Annotated in this window: 18 protein-coding genes; 11 read left to right on the forward strand and 7 right to left on the reverse strand. The window is 69.2% G+C overall.

Annotation, left to right across the window (positions count from 1 at the left end; genetic code table 11):
- Window positions 1-34 precede the first annotated feature (34 nt).
- Together QM721_RS12335 and QM721_RS12340 are read left to right on the forward strand one after the other, a co-directional pair.
- Window positions 35-679, forward strand: a complete 645-nt coding sequence (locus tag QM721_RS12335; RefSeq protein ID WP_415122405.1) for a LysE/ArgO family amino acid transporter — start codon at window positions 35-37, stop codon at window positions 677-679.
- Window positions 680-779: 100 nt separating this feature from the next.
- Entirely contained in the window at window positions 780-1292 is a 513-nt protein-coding gene (locus tag QM721_RS12340) for a peptidylprolyl isomerase (RefSeq protein WP_415122407.1), read from the forward strand.
- Between the two features lie 162 nt (window positions 1293-1454).
- Here the strand turns inward: QM721_RS12340 and QM721_RS12345 are convergent, their stop codons facing one another.
- Window positions 1455-3263 carry a DEDD exonuclease domain-containing protein gene (locus QM721_RS12345; protein WP_415122409.1) on the reverse strand — a complete coding sequence of 603 codons (1809 nt, stop codon included), beginning with the start codon at window positions 3261-3263 and terminating at the stop codon, window positions 1455-1457.
- Window positions 3264-3679: 416 nt separating this feature from the next.
- Between QM721_RS12345 and QM721_RS12350 the strand changes: the two genes are divergently transcribed.
- Both QM721_RS12350 and QM721_RS12355 read left to right on the forward strand, forming a co-directional pair.
- On the forward strand, window positions 3680-4696 hold the full coding sequence (locus tag QM721_RS12350) for an NlpC/P60 family protein (protein WP_415122411.1): 1017 nt from the start codon (window positions 3680-3682) through the stop codon (window positions 4694-4696).
- Window positions 4674-5741 carry a hypothetical protein gene (locus tag QM721_RS12355; RefSeq protein WP_415122413.1) on the forward strand — a complete coding sequence of 356 codons (1068 nt, stop codon included), beginning with the start codon at window positions 4674-4676 and terminating at the stop codon, window positions 5739-5741. The genes QM721_RS12350 and QM721_RS12355 overlap by 23 nt, the downstream gene beginning before the upstream one ends.
- Window positions 5742-5852: 111 nt before the next feature.
- On the opposite strand, the gene QM721_RS12360 is transcribed toward QM721_RS12355, so the two are convergent.
- Both QM721_RS12360 and QM721_RS12365 read right to left on the reverse strand, forming a co-directional pair.
- Window positions 5853-6320: a hypothetical protein gene (locus QM721_RS12360; protein ID WP_415122415.1), complete on the reverse strand. Its 468-nt coding sequence runs from the start codon at window positions 6318-6320 to the stop codon at window positions 5853-5855.
- The gene (locus QM721_RS12365; protein WP_415122417.1) at window positions 6317-7132 is read right to left on the reverse strand and encodes an alpha/beta hydrolase; all 816 of its coding nucleotides are present in this window, start codon (window positions 7130-7132) and stop codon (window positions 6317-6319) included. Before QM721_RS12365 ends, QM721_RS12360 begins: the two co-directional genes overlap by 4 nt.
- Before the next feature lie 39 nt (window positions 7133-7171).
- Here QM721_RS12365 and QM721_RS12370 point away from each other — a divergent pair, with 39 nt between their 5' ends.
- From QM721_RS12370 to QM721_RS12380, 3 genes are all read left to right on the forward strand, one after another.
- Window positions 7172-7924: a lysophospholipid acyltransferase family protein gene (locus QM721_RS12370; protein ID WP_415122419.1), complete on the forward strand. Its 753-nt coding sequence runs from the start codon at window positions 7172-7174 to the stop codon at window positions 7922-7924.
- A gap of 311 nt (window positions 7925-8235) precedes the next feature.
- Window positions 8236-9627 carry a class II 3-deoxy-7-phosphoheptulonate synthase gene (locus QM721_RS12375; RefSeq protein ID WP_415122421.1) on the forward strand — a complete coding sequence of 464 codons (1392 nt, stop codon included), beginning with the start codon at window positions 8236-8238 and terminating at the stop codon, window positions 9625-9627.
- Between the two features lie 97 nt (window positions 9628-9724).
- Complete coding sequence (locus QM721_RS12380; RefSeq protein WP_415122423.1) at window positions 9725-10366, forward strand: MBL fold metallo-hydrolase; 642 nt, start codon at window positions 9725-9727, stop codon at window positions 10364-10366.
- A gap of 209 nt (window positions 10367-10575) precedes the next feature.
- Here the strand turns inward: QM721_RS12380 and QM721_RS12385 are convergent, their stop codons facing one another.
- Together QM721_RS12385 and pknB are read right to left on the reverse strand one after the other, a co-directional pair.
- A complete protein-coding gene (locus tag QM721_RS12385) occupies window positions 10576-10950 on the reverse strand; it encodes an SHOCT domain-containing protein (RefSeq protein WP_415122425.1) in 375 nt (124 codons plus the stop codon).
- A 246-nt stretch (window positions 10951-11196) separates the two neighbouring features.
- Window positions 11197-13167 (reverse strand): Stk1 family PASTA domain-containing Ser/Thr kinase, encoded by a 1971-nt coding sequence (gene pknB / locus QM721_RS12390; RefSeq protein WP_415122427.1) that lies wholly within the window; start codon window positions 13165-13167, stop codon window positions 11197-11199.
- A 182-nt stretch (window positions 13168-13349) separates the two neighbouring features.
- Here pknB and QM721_RS12395 point away from each other — a divergent pair, with 182 nt between their 5' ends.
- The 3 genes from QM721_RS12395 to QM721_RS12405 all read left to right on the forward strand — a co-directional run bounded on the left by QM721_RS12395 (window position 13350) and on the right by QM721_RS12405 (window position 16844).
- A complete protein-coding gene (locus QM721_RS12395; RefSeq protein WP_415122429.1) occupies window positions 13350-14066 on the forward strand; it encodes a thiamine phosphate synthase in 717 nt (238 codons plus the stop codon).
- Window positions 14067-14235: 169 nt separating this feature from the next.
- The gene (locus QM721_RS12400) at window positions 14236-15471 is read left to right on the forward strand and encodes an amidohydrolase (protein WP_415122431.1); all 1236 of its coding nucleotides are present in this window, start codon (window positions 14236-14238) and stop codon (window positions 15469-15471) included.
- A 128-nt stretch (window positions 15472-15599) separates the two neighbouring features.
- The gene (locus QM721_RS12405) at window positions 15600-16844 is read left to right on the forward strand and encodes a DUF3100 domain-containing protein (RefSeq protein ID WP_415122433.1); all 1245 of its coding nucleotides are present in this window, start codon (window positions 15600-15602) and stop codon (window positions 16842-16844) included.
- 8 nt (window positions 16845-16852) lie between these two features.
- Here QM721_RS12405 and QM721_RS12410 read toward each other — a convergent pair whose 3' ends face one another.
- A complete protein-coding gene (locus tag QM721_RS12410) occupies window positions 16853-17926 on the reverse strand; it encodes a polyprenyl synthetase family protein (protein ID WP_415122483.1) in 1074 nt (357 codons plus the stop codon).
- 226 nt (window positions 17927-18152) lie between these two features.
- Here QM721_RS12410 and QM721_RS12415 point away from each other — a divergent pair, with 226 nt between their 5' ends.
- Window positions 18153-19106 (forward strand): methylenetetrahydrofolate reductase, encoded by a 954-nt coding sequence (locus tag QM721_RS12415; protein ID WP_415122435.1) that lies wholly within the window; start codon window positions 18153-18155, stop codon window positions 19104-19106.
- Here the strand turns inward: QM721_RS12415 and QM721_RS12420 are convergent.
- Entirely contained in the window at window positions 19054-21216 is a 2163-nt protein-coding gene (locus QM721_RS12420; RefSeq protein WP_415122437.1) for a HelD family protein, read from the reverse strand. The two genes, QM721_RS12415 and QM721_RS12420, sit on opposite strands and share 53 nt — an antisense overlap.
- Window positions 21217-21245: the final 29 nt, after the last annotated feature.

Genomic DNA, 21245 nt, shown 5'->3' on the forward strand with positions numbered 1-21245 from the left:
GACTGCATGACAGGGAACCTCGTAGCGTCGGACGGTGCTGCTTGCTGCTCTCGCCGGTCTCGGTCTGGGGTTCTCGCTGATCGTGGCGATCGGCGCCCAGAACCTGTTTGTGCTGCGGCAAGGGCTGCGCCGCGAGCACGTGCTGCTCACCGCAGCCATCTGTGCCGCCAGCGATGCGGTGCTGATCGTGCTGGGCGTGTCGGGGGTCGGGCTGGCGTTGCAAGCGTTGCCGTGGCTGCTCACCGCCGTCCGGTGGGCCGGGGCTGTCTTCCTGATCGGCTATGGCGGGGTGGCGGCAAGGCGGGCCTGGCGGCCTTCGGGTGAGGCGCTCGCGGTGGACGCCACCCCCGCCGCGACCGGCAGCGGTTCGGTGCCGGTGGCTGTCGGTACCCGCGCGATGCCGGTGGTGCTCACCTGCCTGGCCCTGACCTGGCTCAACCCGCACGTTTACCTCGACACGGTGTTTCTGCTGGGTTCGGTGGCCACCAGCCACGGCGAGGGTCGGTGGGCGTTCGCGGCCGGCGCGGTGATGGCGAGTGTGGTGTGGTTCTTCGGCCTGGGCCTGGCCGCCCGGTTGCTGTCGCCGTGGCTGTCGAGCCCGCGCGCCTGGCGGGTGCTCGATGCCACGATCGCGGTGGTGATGGTGGCCATTGCGATCGGTCTGCTGGTGTCGCGCTGAACCGCGGCGCTGCCCCGGGTATGTCAGGATGGTCCGGCATCAGCCGCTCGGCGGCGGGGCAGTGATGGCCCGCGGACGCCGGAACGAAAGGAATCCTGACGTGGCGCAGACCGCGACCCTGCATACCAATCACGGTGACATCGTGATCGAACTCTTCGCCGACCAGGCGCCCAAGACCGTCGACAACTTCGTTGGCCTGGCCTCCGGCACCAAGGAGTACCTCGACCCCGCCTCCGGGGCCCGCACCACGGGCAATTTCTACGACGGGCTCATCTTTCACCGCATCATCGACGGCTTCATGATTCAGGGCGGTTGCCCGCAGGGCAGCGGACGTGGTGGCCCCGGCTACCAGTTCGGTGACGAGTTTCACCCCGAACTCCGCTTCGACCGGCCCTATCTGCTGGCGATGGCCAACGCCGGCCCAGGCACCAACGGATCGCAGTTCTTCATCACTGTGGTGCCCACCCCGCACCTGAACCGGCGGCACACCATCTTCGGTGAGGTGACCGACGAGGCCAGTCAGAAGGTGATCGACGAGATCGCGCAGGTGCGCACAGGTTACGGTGATCGTCCGGTCGAGCCGGTCGTGATCGAGTCGGTCAGCATCGCCTGAGCTCACGGGCCGCTGGCCCGGTTTGTCGAGACGGATCTCGCCGGTCGGGTTCAACACGGCTCCGGCTGGTTCGGGCTCGAGATCGATTCCGCCGGGCTTCGGTAGCTGACTGGACGTGCGCTATCGCCGGTTGAGCGTGTCGAAACCCCTAATGAGAGCGCTCTATTTGAGGTCTCGACAGGCTCGACCAGCGAGAATCGGCTTTTCCCCAACGATCGGATCGGGCGTGCGCTCCGACGTTTCAGCACCGGCAGCCGGGGCCGCGCGGGGCAGGGCGTGCCGCGCCAGTTCGCCGTCGGCCAGCCCGATGTGCAGCGGCCAGCTCCACTGGCCCTCGATCTCGATCAGCCGAACGCCGGGACGTTCCAGCCAGGCGGCGATGCGTTCGGTCTCTTCGATGGTGGCGGCCGGCTGCGGGGCGACCGGCGCCTCAACGTGTTCGGCGGCGGCGATCGCGGCGCGGGCCACAGCTTGTGGCACGTCGCCCGGACGGGCCCGGGCCGTTGCGGCGAGTCGTCCGTAGCGAATGACGTGGATCTCCCAGTTGCCGGCCTGCCGGTAGGCCGCCACTATCTGGGGGCATCTGGCCAGGCTGGCCACGCGGTGGTGGCGTAGCGCGCTGGTGGCAAAGCCCGACAGCCGCGCGGTGACCACTGCAGCGTCCTCGAACCGCTCGCGCTGGATCAGTGTGGCCAGCCGACCCTGCGCCGCGGTGAGCACGGGCCGGATGTCGGTGGTGAGGCTGGCTCGCACCTGATCGACCAGCTCGCCGTATTGTGACGGCGTGATGGCCAGTTGGCAGGGCGCCAGGCATTTGCCCAACTCGCCCAGCACGCAGGCGCTGCTGGGCCGTCTGGGTGACAGCCGGGTGGTGCACTGGCGAATCGGAAAGGCGTCGTAGAGCGCTGCCCGGACGGACTCGGCACCGCTGCGGCGACTGAACGGGCCGAAGTAGTCGGCGCCGTCGTCGAGGCACTGCCGCACGATCGACAACCGTGGGAAGGGCTCGCGGGTGAGCTTGAGCCAGACTCTCCGCTCGGGAAATTTCGAGCGTCGGTTGTACCGCGGTGCATGCGCGGCGATCAGCCGCAGTTCGAGCACTTCGGCCTCGAGTTCGGTGCGGCACTCCAGGTGTTCGACGCCGGTCGAGACCCGCACCATCTCGTCGATGCGCGGACGGGTTTCGGCGGCGGTGAAATAGCTGCGCACCCGGGCCGCAAGATTGCGGCTCTTGCCGACGTAGAGCACCTGACGTCTGGCCCGGCCGGCCGCGTCTCGGCCGTCGGCCACGAACCAGTACACCCCGGGGGTGCGGGGCAGGTCGGCCGCCCAGGTTCGTTTGGCGCGGCGCTGCGGGGACACCCGGCGGGTGAACTCGAGCAGATCCTCGACCGTGTGGACGCCCAGGTTGCCGACCCGCTCCAGCAGCCCGTGCAGCACCGTCACGGTGGCGCGGGCGTCGGTGAGCGCGCGGTGATCAGGCGCGGTCGCGGCGCGGAAATACTGGGCCAGGGTGGCCAGCTTGTGGTTGCGCACCTCGTCGCGGAGCAGCGCCTGGCGGGCCAGCGACACCGTGTCGATGACGGTCGGGTTGGGCCATTCGTAGCCGAACTCGGCGCACGCACGCTTGAGAAAGCCGATGTCGAAGCCGGCGTTGTGCGCCACCAGGACGCACCGGCGCGAGAACTCCAGAAAGCCCGGCAGCACCGACGACAGTCGCGGGGCGTCGGCCACCATCGAGTCGGTGATGCCGGTGAGCACGGCGATCAGTGGCGGAATGTGGGTGCGAGGGTTCACCAACGTCTGGAATTCGCCGAGCACCGCCCCGCCGCGCACTGTGACCGCACCGATCTCGGTGACCCGGTCGTCGAGCCCTCCGCCGGTGGTCTCGAGGTCGACCACGCAGAAGGTCACGTGGGCCAGAGGCGTACCCAGGTCGTCGATGGTCGGTTGCGCGGGCAGCGAGATCATGGTCGGGACGCTAGCGGCGGCCACCGACGGTTCTGTGCGACCCTGCTGTGCGAACGGGTGATCGAAAACTGTCTGTGGTGGGCCACAGACTGTTGCCCATGCACATGGTGAGGATCGAATGCGGCTCGTGCGCGGTGCGCGGCCCTGCTTGTGGCGATTGCATGGTCACCGCACTGCTCGGGCCCAACGAGGGTGTGGTTGAACTCGAGGGCGACGAGGTGAGTGCCCTGCGGGCGATGACGCAGGCGGGCTTGTTGCCGCCGCTACGATTGGTCAGATCGGTGGGTCGACGGCCACCGATCGAGCCGAACGAACGCTGGTTTGAATCTGATCAGGGCGTCGTTTAGCCTTTTCTCAGTCTGGTTTCTGCTGGCCTTCCCCACAGCAACTGACCTTCTCGATCGTCTGGAGGCGATGTGCGTCTGCGCACAGTTGTTCGTGGTGGCCTGGTGGCCTTGTGCGGTTTGGCCGTGGTACTGGCCGGGCCGGGCGCACGACCGGCGTCCGCTGACCCCACCCTCGACGACGCTAAGGCCCAACTCGACAAGATCGAACAGCGGCAGAGCGAACTGGGCGAGCAGTGGGCCGAGTTGAAGCTACAGCTCGATCAGGGCAAGCAGAAGGTGGCCACCCTCAACGCCGACATCGCCGAGCAGCAGCGCAAGGTTGACGCCTTGCGTTCCCAGGCGCAGCAGGTGGCGCTGAGCCGGTTTCAGAACCGCGGCGTCGACATCACCATTCAGTTGGTCACCTCGCCCGACCCCGACGCCTTCCTGTCTGACCTGTCCACCATGGGGCGGGTCGATGCCAACCTGAACTCCCTGCTGCAGGACTACCAGGCTCAGCAGGCGAACCTGTCCGACCTGCAGCGTTCCGCGAACGACCAGGTCACCACCCTGGCCGCCGAAGAGCGGCGGTTCGGGGCGCTGCACGACGAGCTCGAGAAGAAGCTCCTGGAGGGCCAGCGGCTGGTCGACCAGCTCACCGAGCAGGAACGCCAGCGGCTCAACGCCGACGACGATTCGGTGTCGCGCGACGACGCGCGCGACTCGTTGATCGACGACGCCTCGGCCAACGCCCGCGCGCTGGCGGCGGTGAAGTACGCGGTTTCGAAGGTGAAGATCGGCCAGTACGTGTGGGGCTCCGAGGGGCCCACCACGTTCGACTGCTCGGGGCTGATGGTCGCCTCCTATCGTTCGGTCGGCATCTCGCTGCCGCACTCGTCGCGGGCGCAGTTCAGCGTCGGACGGCCGGTTGCGCGCAGCGAACTCAAGCCGGGTGACCTGCTGTTCTTCTACAACCCGATCCACCACGTCGGCATGTACATGGGCAACGGACTGTTCGTGCACGCCCGCAACCCCCGTAACGACCTCGAGATCACCCGGCTGGACTCGTACCCGGCGTACCAGGGTGCCCGCCGCGTCGTCGGTTGATCGGTTACGCCGCGCCCTGCTGCTGAGCGGGCCGCTGGCGCTGGCCGCACCGCTGTTGGGCGCCTGTTCGGCGGCGTCCGGGCTCACCGCTGCTGAGCGGGCGGCTGCCCTGGGTGATCGGCTGGCGGCGCGCGATCGGGCCGGCTTTCTCGCCCTGTTCGCCGCCGACGCAGGGGCGCAGTCCCTGGCCGAGCGCGTGTTCGCACACCTCGGCGGCACCGGAGCCGTGTTCAGTGCGCCCCAGCCCGACAGATTGCAGGTGCGCTGGAACCTACCGGCCGAACCCGCGGTGGTCAGCCTGGCGGTGCTCAGCGCCAGCGGTGGGCTGGTTGCGAACTTGGCGCCGGCCAGCACCGGCACCGAATGGCTGGACGGCCCGCTGCTGATCGACGCCACCGATGAGGTGGTGCTGGCCGCGGCGACCGCTGTCGGGTCGACCCGCTGGCTGACGGCAGCCCGGGCCGGTCTCGACGCGCTGCGCCGGGTGCGGCCCCCGGCCCTGCCGCTGCCGGCGCCGCTGGTGGTGCTCGTGCCGGGTGAATTGACCGGCTTCGCCCGCTATGCCGGCAGCGGTGCCGAGGTGACCGCCGCGGTGAGCGTGGTGCCCGGCACCGCAGACAGTGCAGGGGTGCGGGTGGTGGTGAACCCCGTCGCGCCGACCGCGCCCGAAACCGACGCGGCAACGATCACCCACGAGGCGGTGCACGCCGGCATGCGCTCCCCTCGGCTTACTGGCACGCCCGGCTGGCTGCTTGAGGGCATCGCCGAAGAACTCACCGCCCAGGCCCACGTGGACGTGGCGGCGTCGAACGCCACGCTGGCTCGTGAGGCGGCCGAACGTGCCCTGCCCGGCACGCTGCCCGACACCGCTGACGGTGACCCGGCCAGCTATGCCTTGGCACAGGTGGCGGTCGCTGCGATGGTGCAGCAGGTGGGCTGGACTGCGGTGCTTGCCGAAGCCGAGGCGCGCAACGCCGGCGCCGGCACGATCAGCGATGCCCAGGTACTGGGCTGGTATCACCGCGCCCTGGCTCGGCTGCGCTAGTGGGGAAGCGCTGACTTTTCGCCGGTCGAGCGTGTCGAGACCTCCAACGGAGTGCTCTCGCGAGGGATTCGGACACGCTCAACCAGCGGTGGTTGTGCTGGCCAGCGGTGCTTAAACTACCGCGCCGTCGCCATCCACGGGCGGACGTTTGCGCAACCGGTGCAGCATCAACACCACGCCGATCACGAAGCCGAGACCGGCCAGGCCCGAGACGAAGGTCGGCAGCCGTACCCCCACGGCCGAGAGGAGCACCAGCAGCACCGGCAGCACCACCAGCACGGCCGCGCTGATTCCGGCCGGCGTCCAACGACCGGCCGGGGGAGCGGGCGGCGGCACGAATGGCTCGTCGGGCTCTTCCGGCGGCACCCACCTGCGAAACCCGGTGGGTGCCGGGTCGTCCGGCTCGTGGGCAGGGTCTTCGTTCGTCACCGGATCGGCGGACGGCGGCGTCGGACGCGGTGCCCCTGCGGGGTTGCCATGCGGCGGCGACGGGCCTGGATCGGTCGGCACCAGACCCTCGGGAAACTCCAGGGCCATCAGCTCGTCGAAGCGGGTGTCGTCCGCGTCTGGGGGGTTCATGACGCACCGTGCCTGGCCACGAAGTCGAGGGTGCCGCCGATGATCAGCTCGGCGTCGTGATCGAGCGGCGCCACATGATCGCTCCGGTGCAGCACGACCTCGACCACCTCATCGGACGACACCTGTTTGACCACCGTGTCGGCGGACGTGCCCGGCACCACTCGATCGACGGCCGAACGGAACAGCAGCACCGGGCAGTACACCAGGTCGAGCCGGGCCCGCACGTCGCCCCACAGCCGCAGCATCGCGTGCACCGCCCGCAGCGGGGTGCGCGGGTAGGCGTGCTCGGTGACGTCGGGCTTGTTGATGCTGCTGCCGATGGTGCTGGTGGTGCGCACCAGATGTTTGGCCAGCGGCACCAGCGCCAGCTCCGGGTTACCGTGCAGCGCCGGGTTCACCAGAATCAGTCCCCGCACCTCGTCAGGGTGGTGTTCGGCCAGCCGCAGGGCCAGGGCGCCGCCCAGCGACAGGCCAGCCACGAAGACCACGGGGCACACAGCCCGCAGGTCGAGGAAGGCGCGCTCGGCCGCCGCGTACCAGTCCCGTCCGTCGGTGACCTCGAGTTCGCGCCACGCGGTGCCGTGGCCGGGTAGCCGCGGTACCGACACCCGGTGCCCGGCAGCCGCCGTGCGCTTGGCCCACTCGCGCAGGGTCCAGGGGCTGGCGGTGAAGCCGTGCAGAAACAGCACCCCGACCGCGCCGGGGCCCTCCGGCACGATCGGTTCGGCGAACTCGTGCACCTGCATGCCGCCATCGTAGGGGTAGCTGCATACCCGCCCGTCCGGGCCGGGGCGACGGGTGCCGGCGCGCACCACTAGGGTTGTCGCGACGACGGTTCCCGAGGAGTTGCGGTGCTCTACACGCTGTTCAAATACCTGTTGTTCCGCCCCGTGATCAAGTACCTCTACCGCGCACGGGTCGAGAATGAACACAACATTCCCGCCTCGGGTGGGGTGATCCTGGCCAGCAACCACCTGGACGCCGGCGATACGGTGGTGCTGCCCGCGATGATCAGGCGCCCGCTCACCTTTCCCGCCAAGGCCGAACTGTTCGCCGGCACCCGGGGGCCGTTATCGAAGCTGGTCGCCTGGTTTCTGAAGGCGGTGGGCCAGGTGCCGCTCGATCGCTCGGGCGGCCGGGCGTCGCTGGACGGGCTCGGCCCGGTGCTGCAGGTGCTGGCCGACGGCGGCTGTGTGGGCATCTACCCCGAGGGCACCCGCTCGCCCGACGGACGCCTGTACAAGGGCAAGACCGGTGTGGCTCGCATGGCGCTGGCCGCGCAGGTGCCCGTTGTGCCGGTGGCCATGAAGAACAGCGAGCTCACCCGCAGGGCGGGCGTGCCGTGGATCGATCATCCGGTGGTGGTGGTGGGGGAACCGCTGGACTTCAGCGAGTTCTATGAACGAGGCGACGACCCCCGGGTTCTGCGCTGGGTGACCGACCAGGTGATGGCCGGCATTCACGCGTTGTCGGGGCAGACCTACATCGAGGCCTATGGCACCTCGGTGAAGAGCGGTTCGCTGACCGGTGCCGAGGCGGACGCGCGCATTCTGGAGCGTCCGGGCATCAAGACCCGGCGACCCGACCCGCCCGCGACGGCATAGAGATTCCGCGCAGGCGGGGCTCGACAGCCCTACCTGCGGAATCCTTTGGGGAAGTACTGATCAACGCGCCCGCCGCCACTTGAACGTGTTGAAACCCCTTTGGTAGGGGTTTCGACGCCACCCTCAACCAGCGATGGTTGCGTTGGTCACGTTTCTCAGCGGTGATCAGCGCCTGCGGTGAGCGTCATGAGCGCGGCCAGCACGTGCGGCTGGGTTCGCGCAGTCGCCGCGGGTCAGTGGATGACGGCGAGGCCGTCCAGCCCTGATGCCCGGTTCCAGGGCGTTCGTCGCGACCGCGTATTGTGACCCGGGTGTCGACGACGATTCCCTCTCTCGAGCAACTGCACGCGCTCCACCCCCTTCAGCAGCCGACCTATGCCGACACCGACCTACTGGGTCGGGTGATCGCTGAGCTGCGCAAGCGTCCGCCGTTGGTGTTCGCGGGCGAGTGCGACGATTTGCGCGCCAAGATCGCCGACGTGGCGGCCGGACGGGCGTTCGTGTTGCAGGGCGGCGACTGCGCCGAAACGTTCGACAACGGCACCGCGCTCGACATTCGCGGCAAGCTGCGGGTGCTGCTGTCGATGGCGGTGGTGCTCACCTACGCCGCGCAGGTGCCTGTGGTGAAGCTGGGCCGGCTGGCCGGCCAGTACGCCAAGCCGCGCAGCAAAGACACCGAGACCCGCGGTGGCGTCGAGTTGCCCGCCTACCGCGGTGATGCGGTGAACGGTCTGGAGTTCACCGCCGCCGCCCGGGCGCACGATCCGAACCGGCTGATGGAGCTGTACAACCACTCCGCGGCCACGCTGAACCTGATTCGCGCGTTCGTCACCGGCGGGTTCGCCGACCTGCGCGCCGTGCACACCTGGAACCAGGACTTCGTGCGCAATACCGGTGTCGAGGCGCGCTACGAGGCGCTGGCCGACGAGATCGAGCGGGCGTTGGCCTTCATGGTGGCCTGCGGCGTCGACAAGCAGGCGTTTCGCACCGTCGACTTCTACTCCTCGCACGAGGCGCTGCTGCTCCCCTACGAGCACGCCATGACTCGCGTCGACTCACGCACCCAGACCCCCTACAACACCTCGGCCCACATGGTGTGGCTCGGCGAGCGCACCCGGCAGGTGGACGGGGCTCACGTCGAGTTCGCCCGGCACCTGCGCAACCCGCTCGGGGTCAAGGTGGGCCCGTCCACCAGCCCGGCCGCCGCTGTGGCGCTGGTCGATGCGCTCGACCCCGGCCATGAGCCGGGCCGGCTGACGATCATCACCCGGATGGGCGCCGACAAGGTGCGTGACGCGCTGCCGCCGATCGTCGAGGCGGTGGAGGCCACCGGACGCCAGGTGGCGTGGATCTGCGACCCGATGCACGGCAACACCTTCGAGGCGGCCAACGGCTACAAGACCCGGGCGTTCAGCCAGGTGGTCGACGAGGTGAACGGCTTCTTCGACGTGCACGAGGAACTGGGCACCTGGCCCGGCGGCGTGCACATGGAGCTGACCGGCGACGACGTCACCGAATGCGTGGGCGGGGTGGCGGACGCCCTGGCCGAGGCCGACCTGCCCAACCGTTACGAAACCGCCTGCGACCCGAGGCTGAACCGCAACCAGTCGCTGGAGTTGGCCTTTCAGATCGCCGAACGACTCACCGACGGTCGGATCAAGCGGGTCAACCCGGTGCAGGAATACCGGGTGGAGGACTTCTGATCCGCCGCCTGCCGTCGTGTGGTGGAGTCAGGCGTCGCCGGGTGCGTGGGCGACCGCACGCTGTTGCCTGGAGCAGGGGAATGCATAGGGTGAAGGCATGCAGCTCACCCATCTCGGCCACGCAGCCGTACTCGTCGAGGTAGCCGACCGACGCATTCTGATCGACCCGGGCAACTTCAGCAGTGCCTGGCACAACCTGCGCGATCTGGATGCCGTGCTGGTCACTCATCAGCACCCCGACCACATCGACCCCGAGCAGGTCGGCGGCCTGCTGGCCAACAATCCACAGGCGGCCGTGCACGTCGAACCGCAGGTGCTCAAGGCTGTCGACCTGGGCGAGCGGGGCGAACCGCTGGCCGCCGATGGCAGCATCGACCTGGGTGCGGTGAGAGTCGACGCGGTGGGCGGCCTGCACGCGGTCATTCACCGCGATATTCCGCAGATCGGCAACGTCGGGCTGGTGATCAGCGCCGCAGGCGAGCCGACTTTGTTTCACCCCGGCGACTCGCTGGCCACGGTGCCGCTGGGCATCGACGTGCTCGCGGTGCCGGCCTACGGCCCGTGGGCAGCAATGAAAGAGACGATCGATTTCGCCCGCGCGGTGAACGCGGCCGACGGCTTTCCGATTCACGACGGACTGCTGCACGAACGGGGCGTGAAGCTGATCTATGGACGCCTGGAGGCGATGACCGCCACGCAGATGCATGACCTGCGCGCCGGCAAGCCCTGGACGCTGTAGGGAAGCGCTGATCACCGCAACCCACCGCTGGTTGAGCGTGTCGAAACCCCTCGTGAGAGCCTCATATAGGAGGTCTCGACAGGCTCGACCGGCGAAAGGTCAGCGCTACCTGCGGAATCTCTCAACCTCGACCTGGATCGTGCACCACCCTGGGTGCCCGATCCAGCGCGTCGTTTGCCGGTCGTTGCCGGCTCAGCGTGGAGACCCGCTCAACCCAGCGCCTTCGCCTTCAGCGTGACGTACTCGGCCTCGGTGATCGCGCCGGAATCGAGCAGCGCCTTGGCCTGGCTGATCTGGTCGGCTGGATTGGGGGCCTGCACGATGCGCACGTAGTCGTCGCTCGGCTCGGGCGCCGGTCGGTTCCCGGCGCGTTGCCGTGCGGTCATGCCGCTTCCGTGCACGATCAGGTAGACGATGCCGGTCAGCGCGGGCACCACCAGCAGGGCAACGACCCAGACCGCCTTGGCCATGCCGTTCAGGCCGTCGTTGCGAAATACGTCGATCACGATCTGGAAGAGCACGATCAGGTAGCCGATGAACAGCACGGCCCAGATCAACAGCCAGAAGAAGTCCCAAAAACCCATAGTCGATCTTCTCAGAAGGGCACGCGTTGCTACCCCGCCGGTGTGAATGGCGCAATGAGTCTGGCATCGTCGTCCGGGTCGCCGCGCGCGGCGGCACCGGAGTGGTACGACATTGCCCGGCACGGGTGAGCGAGCAAGCCGGCCGAGGGCTCAGCAACCCTCGCTGGTTTTGAGCTTGTCGAAACCCTTAGCCAGAGCACTCCGTTTGAGGTCTCGACACGTTCGACCAGCGGAAAAAGCACTTCCCTAGACCAGGTTGACCGTGATGGTCGAGCCCTCGGCGACTTTGGTGCCCGCCGATGGATTGGTGCTCTGCACCAGGTCGAAGCCGAAGTTGATCAGGCGGTTCACCTGCACCTTGAACCCGGCGCTGGTCAGAATCTCGCGGGCACGCTCGAGCGACAGACCGCGGGTGCGCGGGATCACCTTCATCACCGGGCCCTTGCTGACCACCAGATTGACCGTGTCGCCACGGTGCACCTCGCCGGCTGCCGGCGTCTGACTGATCACATCGCCCTTGTCGATCGCGGCGTCGTTCTGTTTGGTGGTTTTCACCACAAGGCCCTGTGCCTTGAGGGCCTTGGCGGCGTCGGCGGCAGATTTCTGGGTCCAGTCGGCGAGGGTGACCGGGGCCGGGCCCTGGCTGAGCACCAGATCGACCGCGGTGCCCGGCTTGAGCGGAGTGCCCTCGGCGTACGAACTGCTGACCACCTTGCCGGTCTCGACGTCGTCGTCGAAGGCCTGGGTGACGGCGCCGACGGTCAGGTGCAGCCGGGTCAGGCTGTCGGTTGCCGTGGGTAGGTCGAGGCCTCGCAGGGCGGGCACCGTGTAGCGTTCCGGGCCCTTCGACAGGTATGCCGTGACCGTGCCGCCGTGCACGATGCGTTCGCCGGCGGCCGGGTCGGTGTGCACCACCAGGCCGGACGGCACGTCTTCTGAGAACTCGCTCTCGAAGCTGATCAGCAGCCCGGACTGCGTCGCCGCGGCCTTGGCCTGCGCCTGGTTCAACTGGCCCAGCACCGGGGTCGAGGTGTACTGACCGGCGAACGCCCACCACAACCCGCTGCCGACCAGCACAAGAGCGAGCAGCCCCGTGATCAAGCCCAGCCAGCGTCGCCGTGGGCGGGCCGCGGTCGCGGGCTGCTCGACCGGGCCGTCGTAGTACGGCATGCCGTCGGTGATCTCAGGAAAGCCGGGGCTGACCGGCGTCGAGGGGGTGAACCGCAGAGTCGGCGTGCGGTCGTCGCCGCCGGCCTCGCGCAGGCCGGGCACCGGCTCGGTGATGTGGTTCTCGGGGTCGAGCGTGGTGCGCCGCATGCGCGCGGTCAGCGCCGGGTCGTCCATGACGCCCCGATCGAGCGACTCGCGGGCCTGGCGCAGGTGGTCGAGCAACACCCGGGCATCGGTCGGGCGGTCGGCCGACTGACGGGCGGCGGCGCTGGTGACCAGCGCGTCCAGGTAGGGCGGGATGCCATTGCGCGACTCGCGCCAGGAGGTCTTCACTGCGCTCGAGGGGGCCGGAATGGCCTTGTGCACGTGCGCGTAGGCGACCTGGATCGGGTTGTCACCGGTGTGCGGCTTGCTGCCGGTGAGTAACTCGTAGAGCACTACGCCCAGCGCGTACACGTCGCAGCGCGGGTCGGCCTTGCCGTGGGTGACCAGTTCGGGGGCGATGTAGCTGACGGTGCCGATCAGCATGCCGGTGGCCGTGGCGGTCTGCGCCGACACGGCCCGGGCCAGGCCGAAATCGGCCACCTTGATCTGGCCGCGGTCGCTGATCAGCACGTTCTCGGGCTTGATGTCGCGGTGGATCAGCCCCGATTCGTGGGCCGCGGCGACCGCGCTGGTGACCGGAATGAGCAATTCGAGGGCGCGCTCGGGGCTGAACGAGCCTTCGCGGGTGATCATGTGCCGCAGCGTGCAGCCCTCGACGTACTCCATCACGATGTACGGACGACCGTGGTGCAGGCCCTGGTCGAACACCGACACTACATTCGGGTGCGACAGCCGGGCCGCGGCGCGGGCCTCGCGGTCGAATTTGCCGATGAAGTCCTGGTCGTCACCCAACCCCTCATGCATCACCTTGATCGCCACGGTGCGGGTGAGGCGCTGGTCGTCGGCGAGGTACACCGTCGCCATGCCGCCGCGCGCGAGCTTGCGCGAAATGGCGTAACGGCCGTCCAGAAGCTGCCCCACCAAGGGGTCGCTCGTGCTCACAGTGGTCACCATCGCTCCGGACAAGTCAGGGGAAGTCAGGCCGTCCAGACCTGTCGGTGAGTCTAGGTCGGCCCCAGTGCCGACCGGTCGGCGACCCGCCGGGGCGGAGCGGATCGTGCCGTCGGTGAGGCGGGGCCGATCAAGCATGCGCCGGCCGATGGCGGCCGATTAGGCTGGCGGCCGTGACAGCACTGCGGGGAATCGATGTGCGGCTGCGGCTCGCCAGGTTGCTGTGCGTCACCGACGCGCGGCGAACCACGGGTGATCTGAGCGCCTTCGCGGCGGGCGTCATGGGTGCTGGGGTCGACGTGGTGCAGTTGCGAGACGAGCGGGCGTCCGACAGTGACAAACTCTCGGCGCTCGACGTGCTGCGCACGGCGGCGCTGCGCCGGCAGGGGCTGGTGTCGGTGTACGCCGACCCCGAGTTGGCCCGCGAGTTCGGCGCTGACGTGCTGCATCTGCCGAAGGGACGCCCTGACGCCGCGAAGGCGCGTCGCTACGTGCACCGCTGGGCCAAACTGGGCCGATCCTGCTACACGGTCGCAGACGTGGACGCCGCACTGGCCGATGACGACATCGACTATCTGAGCGTCGGGCCTGCTTTCGGTGGGTTACCGCTGTTCGGGCGGCCGCCGGGCCTCGACCTGGTGCGGCACGCGGCCAGAGCCGCGCCGCCGCACGCGGCCGGGGCCAAGCCGTGGTTCGCCATTGGCGGCATCACGCTCGACACCCTCGATCAGGTGCTTGAGGCCGGTGCCCGGCGGGTCGCGGTGGGCCGGGCGATCAGCGCCGCGGACGATCCCGAGGCTGCCGCCGGCAGCTTCGGCGACCGGCTGCGGGCGGCCTGGGGCGACGGCATGGACGACTTCGTCATCGACGTGCTGAACCCGCGTCGCTGACCGGTGACGTCGCCGAACCGCGGTCGGACCGGCTGGATCCACCGGCGCGCGGGGCTTTGAGCTGAGAGCGTGCGGCCTTGCTGGACGAGAATTCGTTTCGTGGGCGTAACATGCGACGCCCTGTATTGGTCCACACTGAGCCCCGATCAAAGAAAGTGGGGCCAGATCGGTGACTCATACCGCCCAAACCGTTAATGACCTGGCGGTCGTGCTCAAGGAACGCGCCGCCGTCGAACTGCAAGCACGCGCCGCGGACGTGCTCGAGCTCAGCCATGCAATTCATGCCGACCCCGAGGTTTCGTGGGAGGAGCATCGCGCTGCCGCCCGGGTGGCCGACCTGCTGGAGGCGTCCGGTTTCGCGGTGACTCGGGGCGCCTACGGGGTGCCGACCGCGGTGGAGGCCAGCATCGGGTCCGGCGATCTCACCGTGGTGCTGTGCGCGGAGTACGACGCGTTGCCGGGCATCGGCCACGGCTGCGGACACAACGTGATTGCCGCCGCCGGCGTGGGAGCCGCGCTCGCCCTGGCCCCGGTGGCCGACGAGGCCGGCCTCACCGTCCGGCTGCTCGGTACACCGGCCGAGGAGCACGGCGGTGGCAAGGTGTCGCTGCTGAACGCGGGCGCCTGGGAGGGTGTCGACTTCTCGATGATGGTGCACGGCATGACGGGCGTCGACGGCTCGGCCGGCGGTATGGGGAGCACCGCCGTGGAGCGCTTCGAGGTGGTCTTCACCGGCCAGACGGCGCACGCCGCGGCCATGCCCGAACAGGGCATCAACGCGGCGGCGGCCGCCACCGTCGCGCTCGTCGCACTCGGGTTGCTGCGCCAGCACGTGCCCAAGGCGACCAACATGAACGCCTTCATCTCCGAGGGTGGCCAGGCGACGAACATCATTCCCGACCGCGCCGTCGTGCAGGTCGAGCTGCGGGCCTTCGATCTCGAGGTGTGGCGTGACCTCAAGCGCCGGGTCCTCGCCTGCTTCGAGGGCGCCGCCATCGCCACCGGCTGCACCTGGGCCTGGCAGCTCACCGAACACCCGTACGCGATGGTCGACAGCGACCCCGATCTGGCGCGATTCTGGGACGCCAACCTGGTGGCCCGGGGCCGGACGATCGTACCGGCGTCATCGGTCGGCGGCGGCTCCACCGACATGGGCAACGTGTCGCAGGTGGTGCCCGCCATTCATCCGATGATCGCCTTTCTCGGCGAAGTGGGTCCGGCGCACAGCCCCACCTTCACCATCTCGGCAGCCACTCCGGCTGCCGACGACGCCGCCCTCGACGGTGCCGCGCTGCTGGCCTGGACCGCGCTAGACGCTGCCCTCGACCCCGACCTGCGCGCCGACCTCAAGCGTCGAACCGCAGCCCGTCCGCCCGGCGCCACTCAGGTTCCATTCACCTCCTAAGACCGACAATCCTTCCGGCTTAAGAAAGGCCAACCATGTCCCCTCCAAGCGCCACTGCCACCGTTAGCGGGCCCGCAACGTTGACCTTCCGCGACCGCGGACTCTGGGTCGTCATCGGTTTCGCCCTCGTGCTGAGCCTTATCTCTGAGCTGATCGGCTCGCTGGTGATCCCGCTGGGGATCGCCTCGGTCACCCTGCTCCCGATGATCTGGGGCCTGCTGGGCGGCATCTTCGTGTCCGGCCAGCGCTGGCGCCCGATGCCGCTGCCGCTGCAAGAGGGCGCGACCGCGATCATGGGGGTGGCCGTGTTGTTTCTGGGTGCCCGGCTGTCGTTCAGCATCGGCCCGAACGTCATGACGGTGGTGCAGGCCGGCCCGGCGCTGCTGCTGCAAGAGCTCGGTCACCTGTTCGGCACCCTGTTGCTGGCGCTTCCGCTGGCCGTTCTGCTGAAGATGGGCCCGGCCACGATCGGGGCCACCTTCTCGATCGACCGCGAGGCTTCGTTCGCGATGGTCAACGACCGCTACGGCTCCGATTCGCCGCAGTACCAGGGCGTGCTCTCGATGTACGTGTTCGGCACCATCTTCGGCGCCATCATCGTCAGCCTGATCGCCTCGCTGACCACCTCGCTCGGCATCTTCGACGCGCGTGCCCTGGCCATGGGTGCCGGCGTCGGTTCGGGCTCGATGATGGCCGCGGCGGCGTCGGTGATCATCACCCAGCATGCCGATATGAAGGATCAGGTGCTGGCGCTGGCCGCCACCTCGAACCTGATCACCAGCGTTGTCGGCCTTTACGTCGGGGTCTGGGTGGCGCTGCCGCTGGCCGACAAATTCTACCACTTCTTGACCGGCAATAAGCACCGGCAGGAGACGAAGACGGCTGGTTCGTCGGCCGAGGCCGAGTCGGCTGCGGCCAAGCTGCTGCACAGCACGACCACCGTGCCGTTGCCGGTCTCGCTGCTGGTGATCATCGGCCTCGGGCTGCTGGCCAGCATGGTGCACGCCAAGTCCTTCTCGATCGACATGGTGTTCATCTACCTGGTGATGGCGGTCATCGTGTGGGTCGCTGTGGCGCTGGCCAAGGTCACCCGCGGCAAGCTGCCGGCCATCGTCACGGTGATCACCCTGGGCGCGCTGGCGACCACGCCGTTCTCGCCGGTCGCCGCCGGCCTGATCAAGATGGCCAGCAGCGTCGAGCTGCTGTCGCTGATCACCGTGCTGCTGACGGTTGCCGGTCTGGGCCTGGGCAAGGACCTGCCGATGCTGCGCACGATCGGCTGGAAGATCATCCCCGTGGGAATCGTGGCCATCGGGGCCTCGTTCGTGCTGGCCACGGTGGTGGCCGAGTTCGCCTTGGGGCTCTGGCACTGACCCCAGGTCTACGCTGCCCGGCTGGTCGACAACTCGGCCAGCCGGCGCAGTGCGTTTACGGCCTCGTCACGCAGCGGGGCGCCGCTGAGCGCAGCCAGTGCCCGGTCGAGATCGTCGGCGATGCGCTGTTCGGTGGCCGCCAAGGCGCCCGAAGCCACGATGATCTCTTGCGCGGTGGCGACATCAGCGGCGTCGAGCTCTGCGTTGCCGAGCAGCCCGGTGAGCCGCTCCTTCGCCGTCTCGGACGCCAGTTCGAGGGCGTGCGCCACCAGGACCGTCCGCTTGCCCTCGCGCAGGTCGTCGCCGGCCGGCTTGCCGGTCACCCCAGGTTCTCCGAAGACGCCCAGCACGTCGTCGCGAAACTGGAACGCACGCCCCAGCGGCGAGCCGTACCCGGCCAGCGCGGCCAGCACCGGCTCAGACCCGCCGGCCAGGGCGGCGCCGATCTGCAGCGGACGGATCACGGTGTAGCGCGAGGTCTTGTACTCCACCACCCGGGGCACCACGTCCATCAGGTCGACAGCGCCGATCGGCTCGGCCTGGGCCACCACGTCGAGGAACTGCCCACAGGTGACCTCGGTGCGCATGGCATCCAGCAGCGGTAGCCCACGCCGCAGTGCCTGCCCGGGCAGGCCGGACGCGGTGAACAGTTCCATCGACCAGACCAGCAGCAGATCGCCGAGCAGAATCGCGCCGGCCCGTCCGAAAGCCTCGGCTGAGCCCAGCAGCGCGTGCTCGGCGTGCCAAGCCTCGAACTGGCGGTGCGCCGCGGGCACCCCGCGGCGGACGTCAGAGGCGTCCATCACGTCGTCGTGAACCAGCGCCGAGACATGCAGCAGGTCGAGGCTGGCGCAGGCCCGCAGCAGGGCCTTTGCGTCGGCGGCTTCGGCCACCGCCTGGTGCCCCCACCAGCAGAACGCGGGCCGAATCCGCTTGCCCCCGGCGGTGAACGCCGCTGCCAGCTCACCCAGCAGCGGGGCCTGCCCCCCGAAACGGGCCAGGCCGGCCGACCGTTCGGCGACGAAGCTCTGCAGTGCGCCCCCGACCGCCTCCCGGAAGGGTGCCCCGATCGGGTCGTCCATAGCGAAGATGCCCACCCCCTGAGCCTAGGGTGCCTTCGGCGTATTGATCAGCGCGTCCCTGGCCCGGCGCCGGACGAATTCCCGCCGGTCGGCACCGATCTCACCTGCGAGACCTCGAATAGAGTGCTCTCACTAGGGGTTTCGATACGCTCATCGAGCGGTCGGTCGCGTTGATCGGTAAGTCCTTGGGGCAGCGCCAGTCCGGGCAGGCGTAAGCTGGGTGATCGTGTCTGTGAACCACGCTGCAGGGCCCGGCGCCCCAGATTTCTCCCCCGCGGAGCGCGCGAACCTGCCGAGCATCGCCGAGTTGCTGGCCGATGCGAGCCATCCGACGTTCAGCTTCGAGTTCTTCCCGCCCGCCGATGAGGCCGGGGTCGAGGTGCTGCGCAACACCATCGTCGAGCTCGACCACGCCCGCCCGAACTGGCTATCGGTCACCTACGGCGCCTCCGGCGCCACCCGCGACCGCACGATCACCGCGACGCGGTTCATCAAGACCCAGACTCGGGCCCAGACGGTGGGCCACCTGACCTGCGCCAGCCAGTCCCGCGACCAACTGCTGCAGACCCTCGCGGCCTACTCCGAGGCCGGCGTACGGCACATTCTGGCGATCCGCGGCGACATGCCGGGGGGTCCCACAGTGCCCTGGGTGCGGCACCCGGACGGACTGGCGAACGCGACCGAACTGGTTCGGCTGATCGCCGACAACTTCGACTTCGGCATCGGGGTGGCGGCATTCCCCGACCCGCACCCACAAAACCGTGACCCCGACCTGGATGCCCGGCTGCTGCTGGCCAAGCAAGAGGCCGGGGCGAGCTTCGCGGTCACCCAGTTGTTCTTCGACGCCGGTGCCTACTTCAGGCTCGTCGAACGCAGCCGGGCCATCGGCTGCACGCTGCCGATCGTGGCCGGCGTTCAGCCGGTCACCAACCTGGCCCAGGTCAGCAGGTTCGCCGCGCTGTCGGGCGCCGAACTGCCCGACCGGGTGGTACGCCGGTTGCAGCAGGTGGCCGACGACCCGGCGTCCGTGCGACGGGTGGGGGTCGAGATCGCCACCGAGTTCAGCGCCGAATTGCTGCGCGGCGGAGCGCCCGGGCTGCAGTTCTTCACACTCAACCGGTCGCGGGCTACGTCAGCGATTCTCGCCAACCTCCGCCGGCTGGGTCTGGATCGACGGTGACCAGCCGCTGGGTCGGACGGGTCAGGGCCACGTAGAGCACGCGTTCGCCGCCCGGTGACTCGGCGACGATGTCGTCGGGCGCGACCACGATCACCCCGTCGTACTCCAGGCCCTTGGCCTGCAACGGGGTGACCAGCACCACGCGCGGGTCGGCCAGGGGGGCGAGCGTCGCCGCGACGGCGGCCAGGCGCGAGGGGGGAGCGATCACCCCGACGGTGCCGGGGAGCTCGCCCAGCAACTGGGCCGCCCAGCGCTTGACGGCCCCCAGCAACTGTTCCGGCTCGACGCCCACCAAGTCGGGCTCGATGCCGGTGCTACGCACGGCTTCGGGCAGGTCGGCACCCGGGAAGGCGTTGCTGACCACCCGGGCGGCCAGGGTGAATACCTCGGCCGGGGAGCGGTAGTTGACGCTCAGCCGGTGCCGTCGGCTCGCGGCGTTCCCGATCAGCTCGGCCAGCGCCTGCTCAGACTCGGCCAGGTCGGGCCAACTGCTTTGGGCCGGGTCGCCGACGATGGTCCACGAGGCGTGGGCGCCGCGCCGGCGCAGCATGCGCCACTGCATCGGCGTGATGTCCTGTGCCTCGTCGATCAGCAGGTGGGCGAACTCGTCGTGGGCGCTTTCGTCGGGGTCGTCAGCCACCCGGTGCGACAACCGGTCGGCGACGGTGACCAACTCGGCCACCGCGCCGCCCTCAATGAACACCGGGTCTTCGGCGTCAGCGTCGGCGGGCACCGGGCCGAGCAGGCTCGCCAGTTCGTCGAGCAACGCGATGTCGGCCACCGACCAGTTCTGGTGCCTCAATGACTCGGTCAGCAGTTGCTGCTCGGTGGCGTCGAGCAGCCCGACCGCGACCCGCCGGGTGATCGCCGGGTCGTCCAGACGGCGCAGCACCTCGGTGGGGCTGAGCGTGGGCCACCAGGCGTTCACGAACATGCGCCACTGGGCACTGCCGGTGATCAGTTCGTCGATGGTCTCGCGATCGAGTTCGAGGTGCTCGGGCACCTGGGCGGCGAGCGCCGTGAGCAGGGCTTTCTCGGCGGCATCGCGAGCGCGGTTCACGGTGAACCGGCCCAGTACCTCACTGCGAATGCGGCCCAGGGCGGCCGAGTCGAGGCCCACCGGTTCGCCCTTGACGGTGAGCAGCAGCCGGGTGCTCTCGCCGCCGCCGTCCACCAGCGGCAGGTCGACCAGCCGCTTCAGCAGCGGGGCCATGCGCAGCGAGCCCTTGATCGTGGCCGCGGCCGCGTCGTCGTTGCGGTCGGCCGAGAAACCAAGCAGGTCGGAGGCCACCGCGCCGATCGAGCGCAGGGTGACCGAGTCTTCGCCCAGCGACGGCAGCACCCGCTCGATGTAGTTCATGAACAGCGCCGACGGGCCGACCACCAAAATGCCGCCCCGTTCGAACCGGCGCCGGTTGCTGTACAGCAGGTAGGCGGCCCGGTGCAGGGCGACCACGGTCTTGCCGGTGCCCGGGCCCCCGGAGATGATCGTGACCCCCGGCACGTCGGCCCGGATCGCCTCGTCCTGCTCGGCCTGAATGGTGGCGACGATGTCGCGCATGTGGGCGCCGCGGGCCCGCTGCAGCGACGCCATCAGCGCGCCCTCGCCGATGATCACCAGGTCGCCGGCGTCGGCGGCGTCGAGCAGGTCGTCCTCGATGCCGATCACCCGGTCGTTGCGACAGCGCAGCACCCGCCGGCGGGCGACCTCCATCGGGTCGGACGGGGTGGCGCGGTAGAACGGCTCGGCGGCCCGAGCGCGCCAGTCGATCACCAGCGGCTCGTACTCGTCGTCGCGCACGCCGATCCGGCCGATGTAGCGAATGTCGCCGTCGGTGAGGTCGAGCCGGCCGAAGACCAGGCCCTCGTGCTCGGCGTCGAGGGTGGCCAGCCTTTTGGCGGCCTGAAAGGCGAAGGCGTCCCGCTCGAACATCGCCGTGCCGTCCTCTTCGCGCATCCAGGTGCCACGATCGGAGGTGTAGATCGATCGGCCGGCGGTGGCGCTGCGCCGCGCCGAGGCGGTCGCCTTGTCGAGTTGGGCATAGACCAGGTCGACGTGCGCCTGTTCAGTGGCGAGTTCGCGGTCGAAAGCCGAGGCTGGCTGGGTCAAGGAAGCTCCTGCTTGCCGATTTCTGCCGG

Source organism: Micropruina sp., from assembly GCF_047602085.1.
Lineage (GTDB): Bacteria > Actinomycetota > Actinomycetes > Propionibacteriales > Propionibacteriaceae > Micropruina.

What these genes read in the sequence shown, in the direction of transcription:
- QM721_RS12360 (WP_415122415.1), bottom strand. Translation starts at nt 6,320, where the DNA reads ATGAACCCCCCAGACGCGGACGACACCCGCTTCGACGAGCTGATGGCC.
- QM721_RS12380 (WP_415122423.1), top strand. Translation starts at nt 9,725, where the DNA reads ATGCAGCTCACCCATCTCGGCCACGCAGCCGTACTCGTCGAGGTAGCC.
- QM721_RS12385 (WP_415122425.1), bottom strand. Translation starts at nt 10,950, where the DNA reads ATGGGTTTTTGGGACTTCTTCTGGCTGTTGATCTGGGCCGTGCTGTTC.
- QM721_RS12345 (WP_415122409.1), bottom strand. Translation starts at nt 3,263, where the DNA reads ATGATCTCGCTGCCCGCGCAACCGACCATCGACGACCTGGGTACGCCT.
- QM721_RS12410 (WP_415122483.1), bottom strand. Translation starts at nt 17,926, where the DNA reads ATGGACGACCCGATCGGGGCACCCTTCCGGGAGGCGGTCGGGGGCGCA.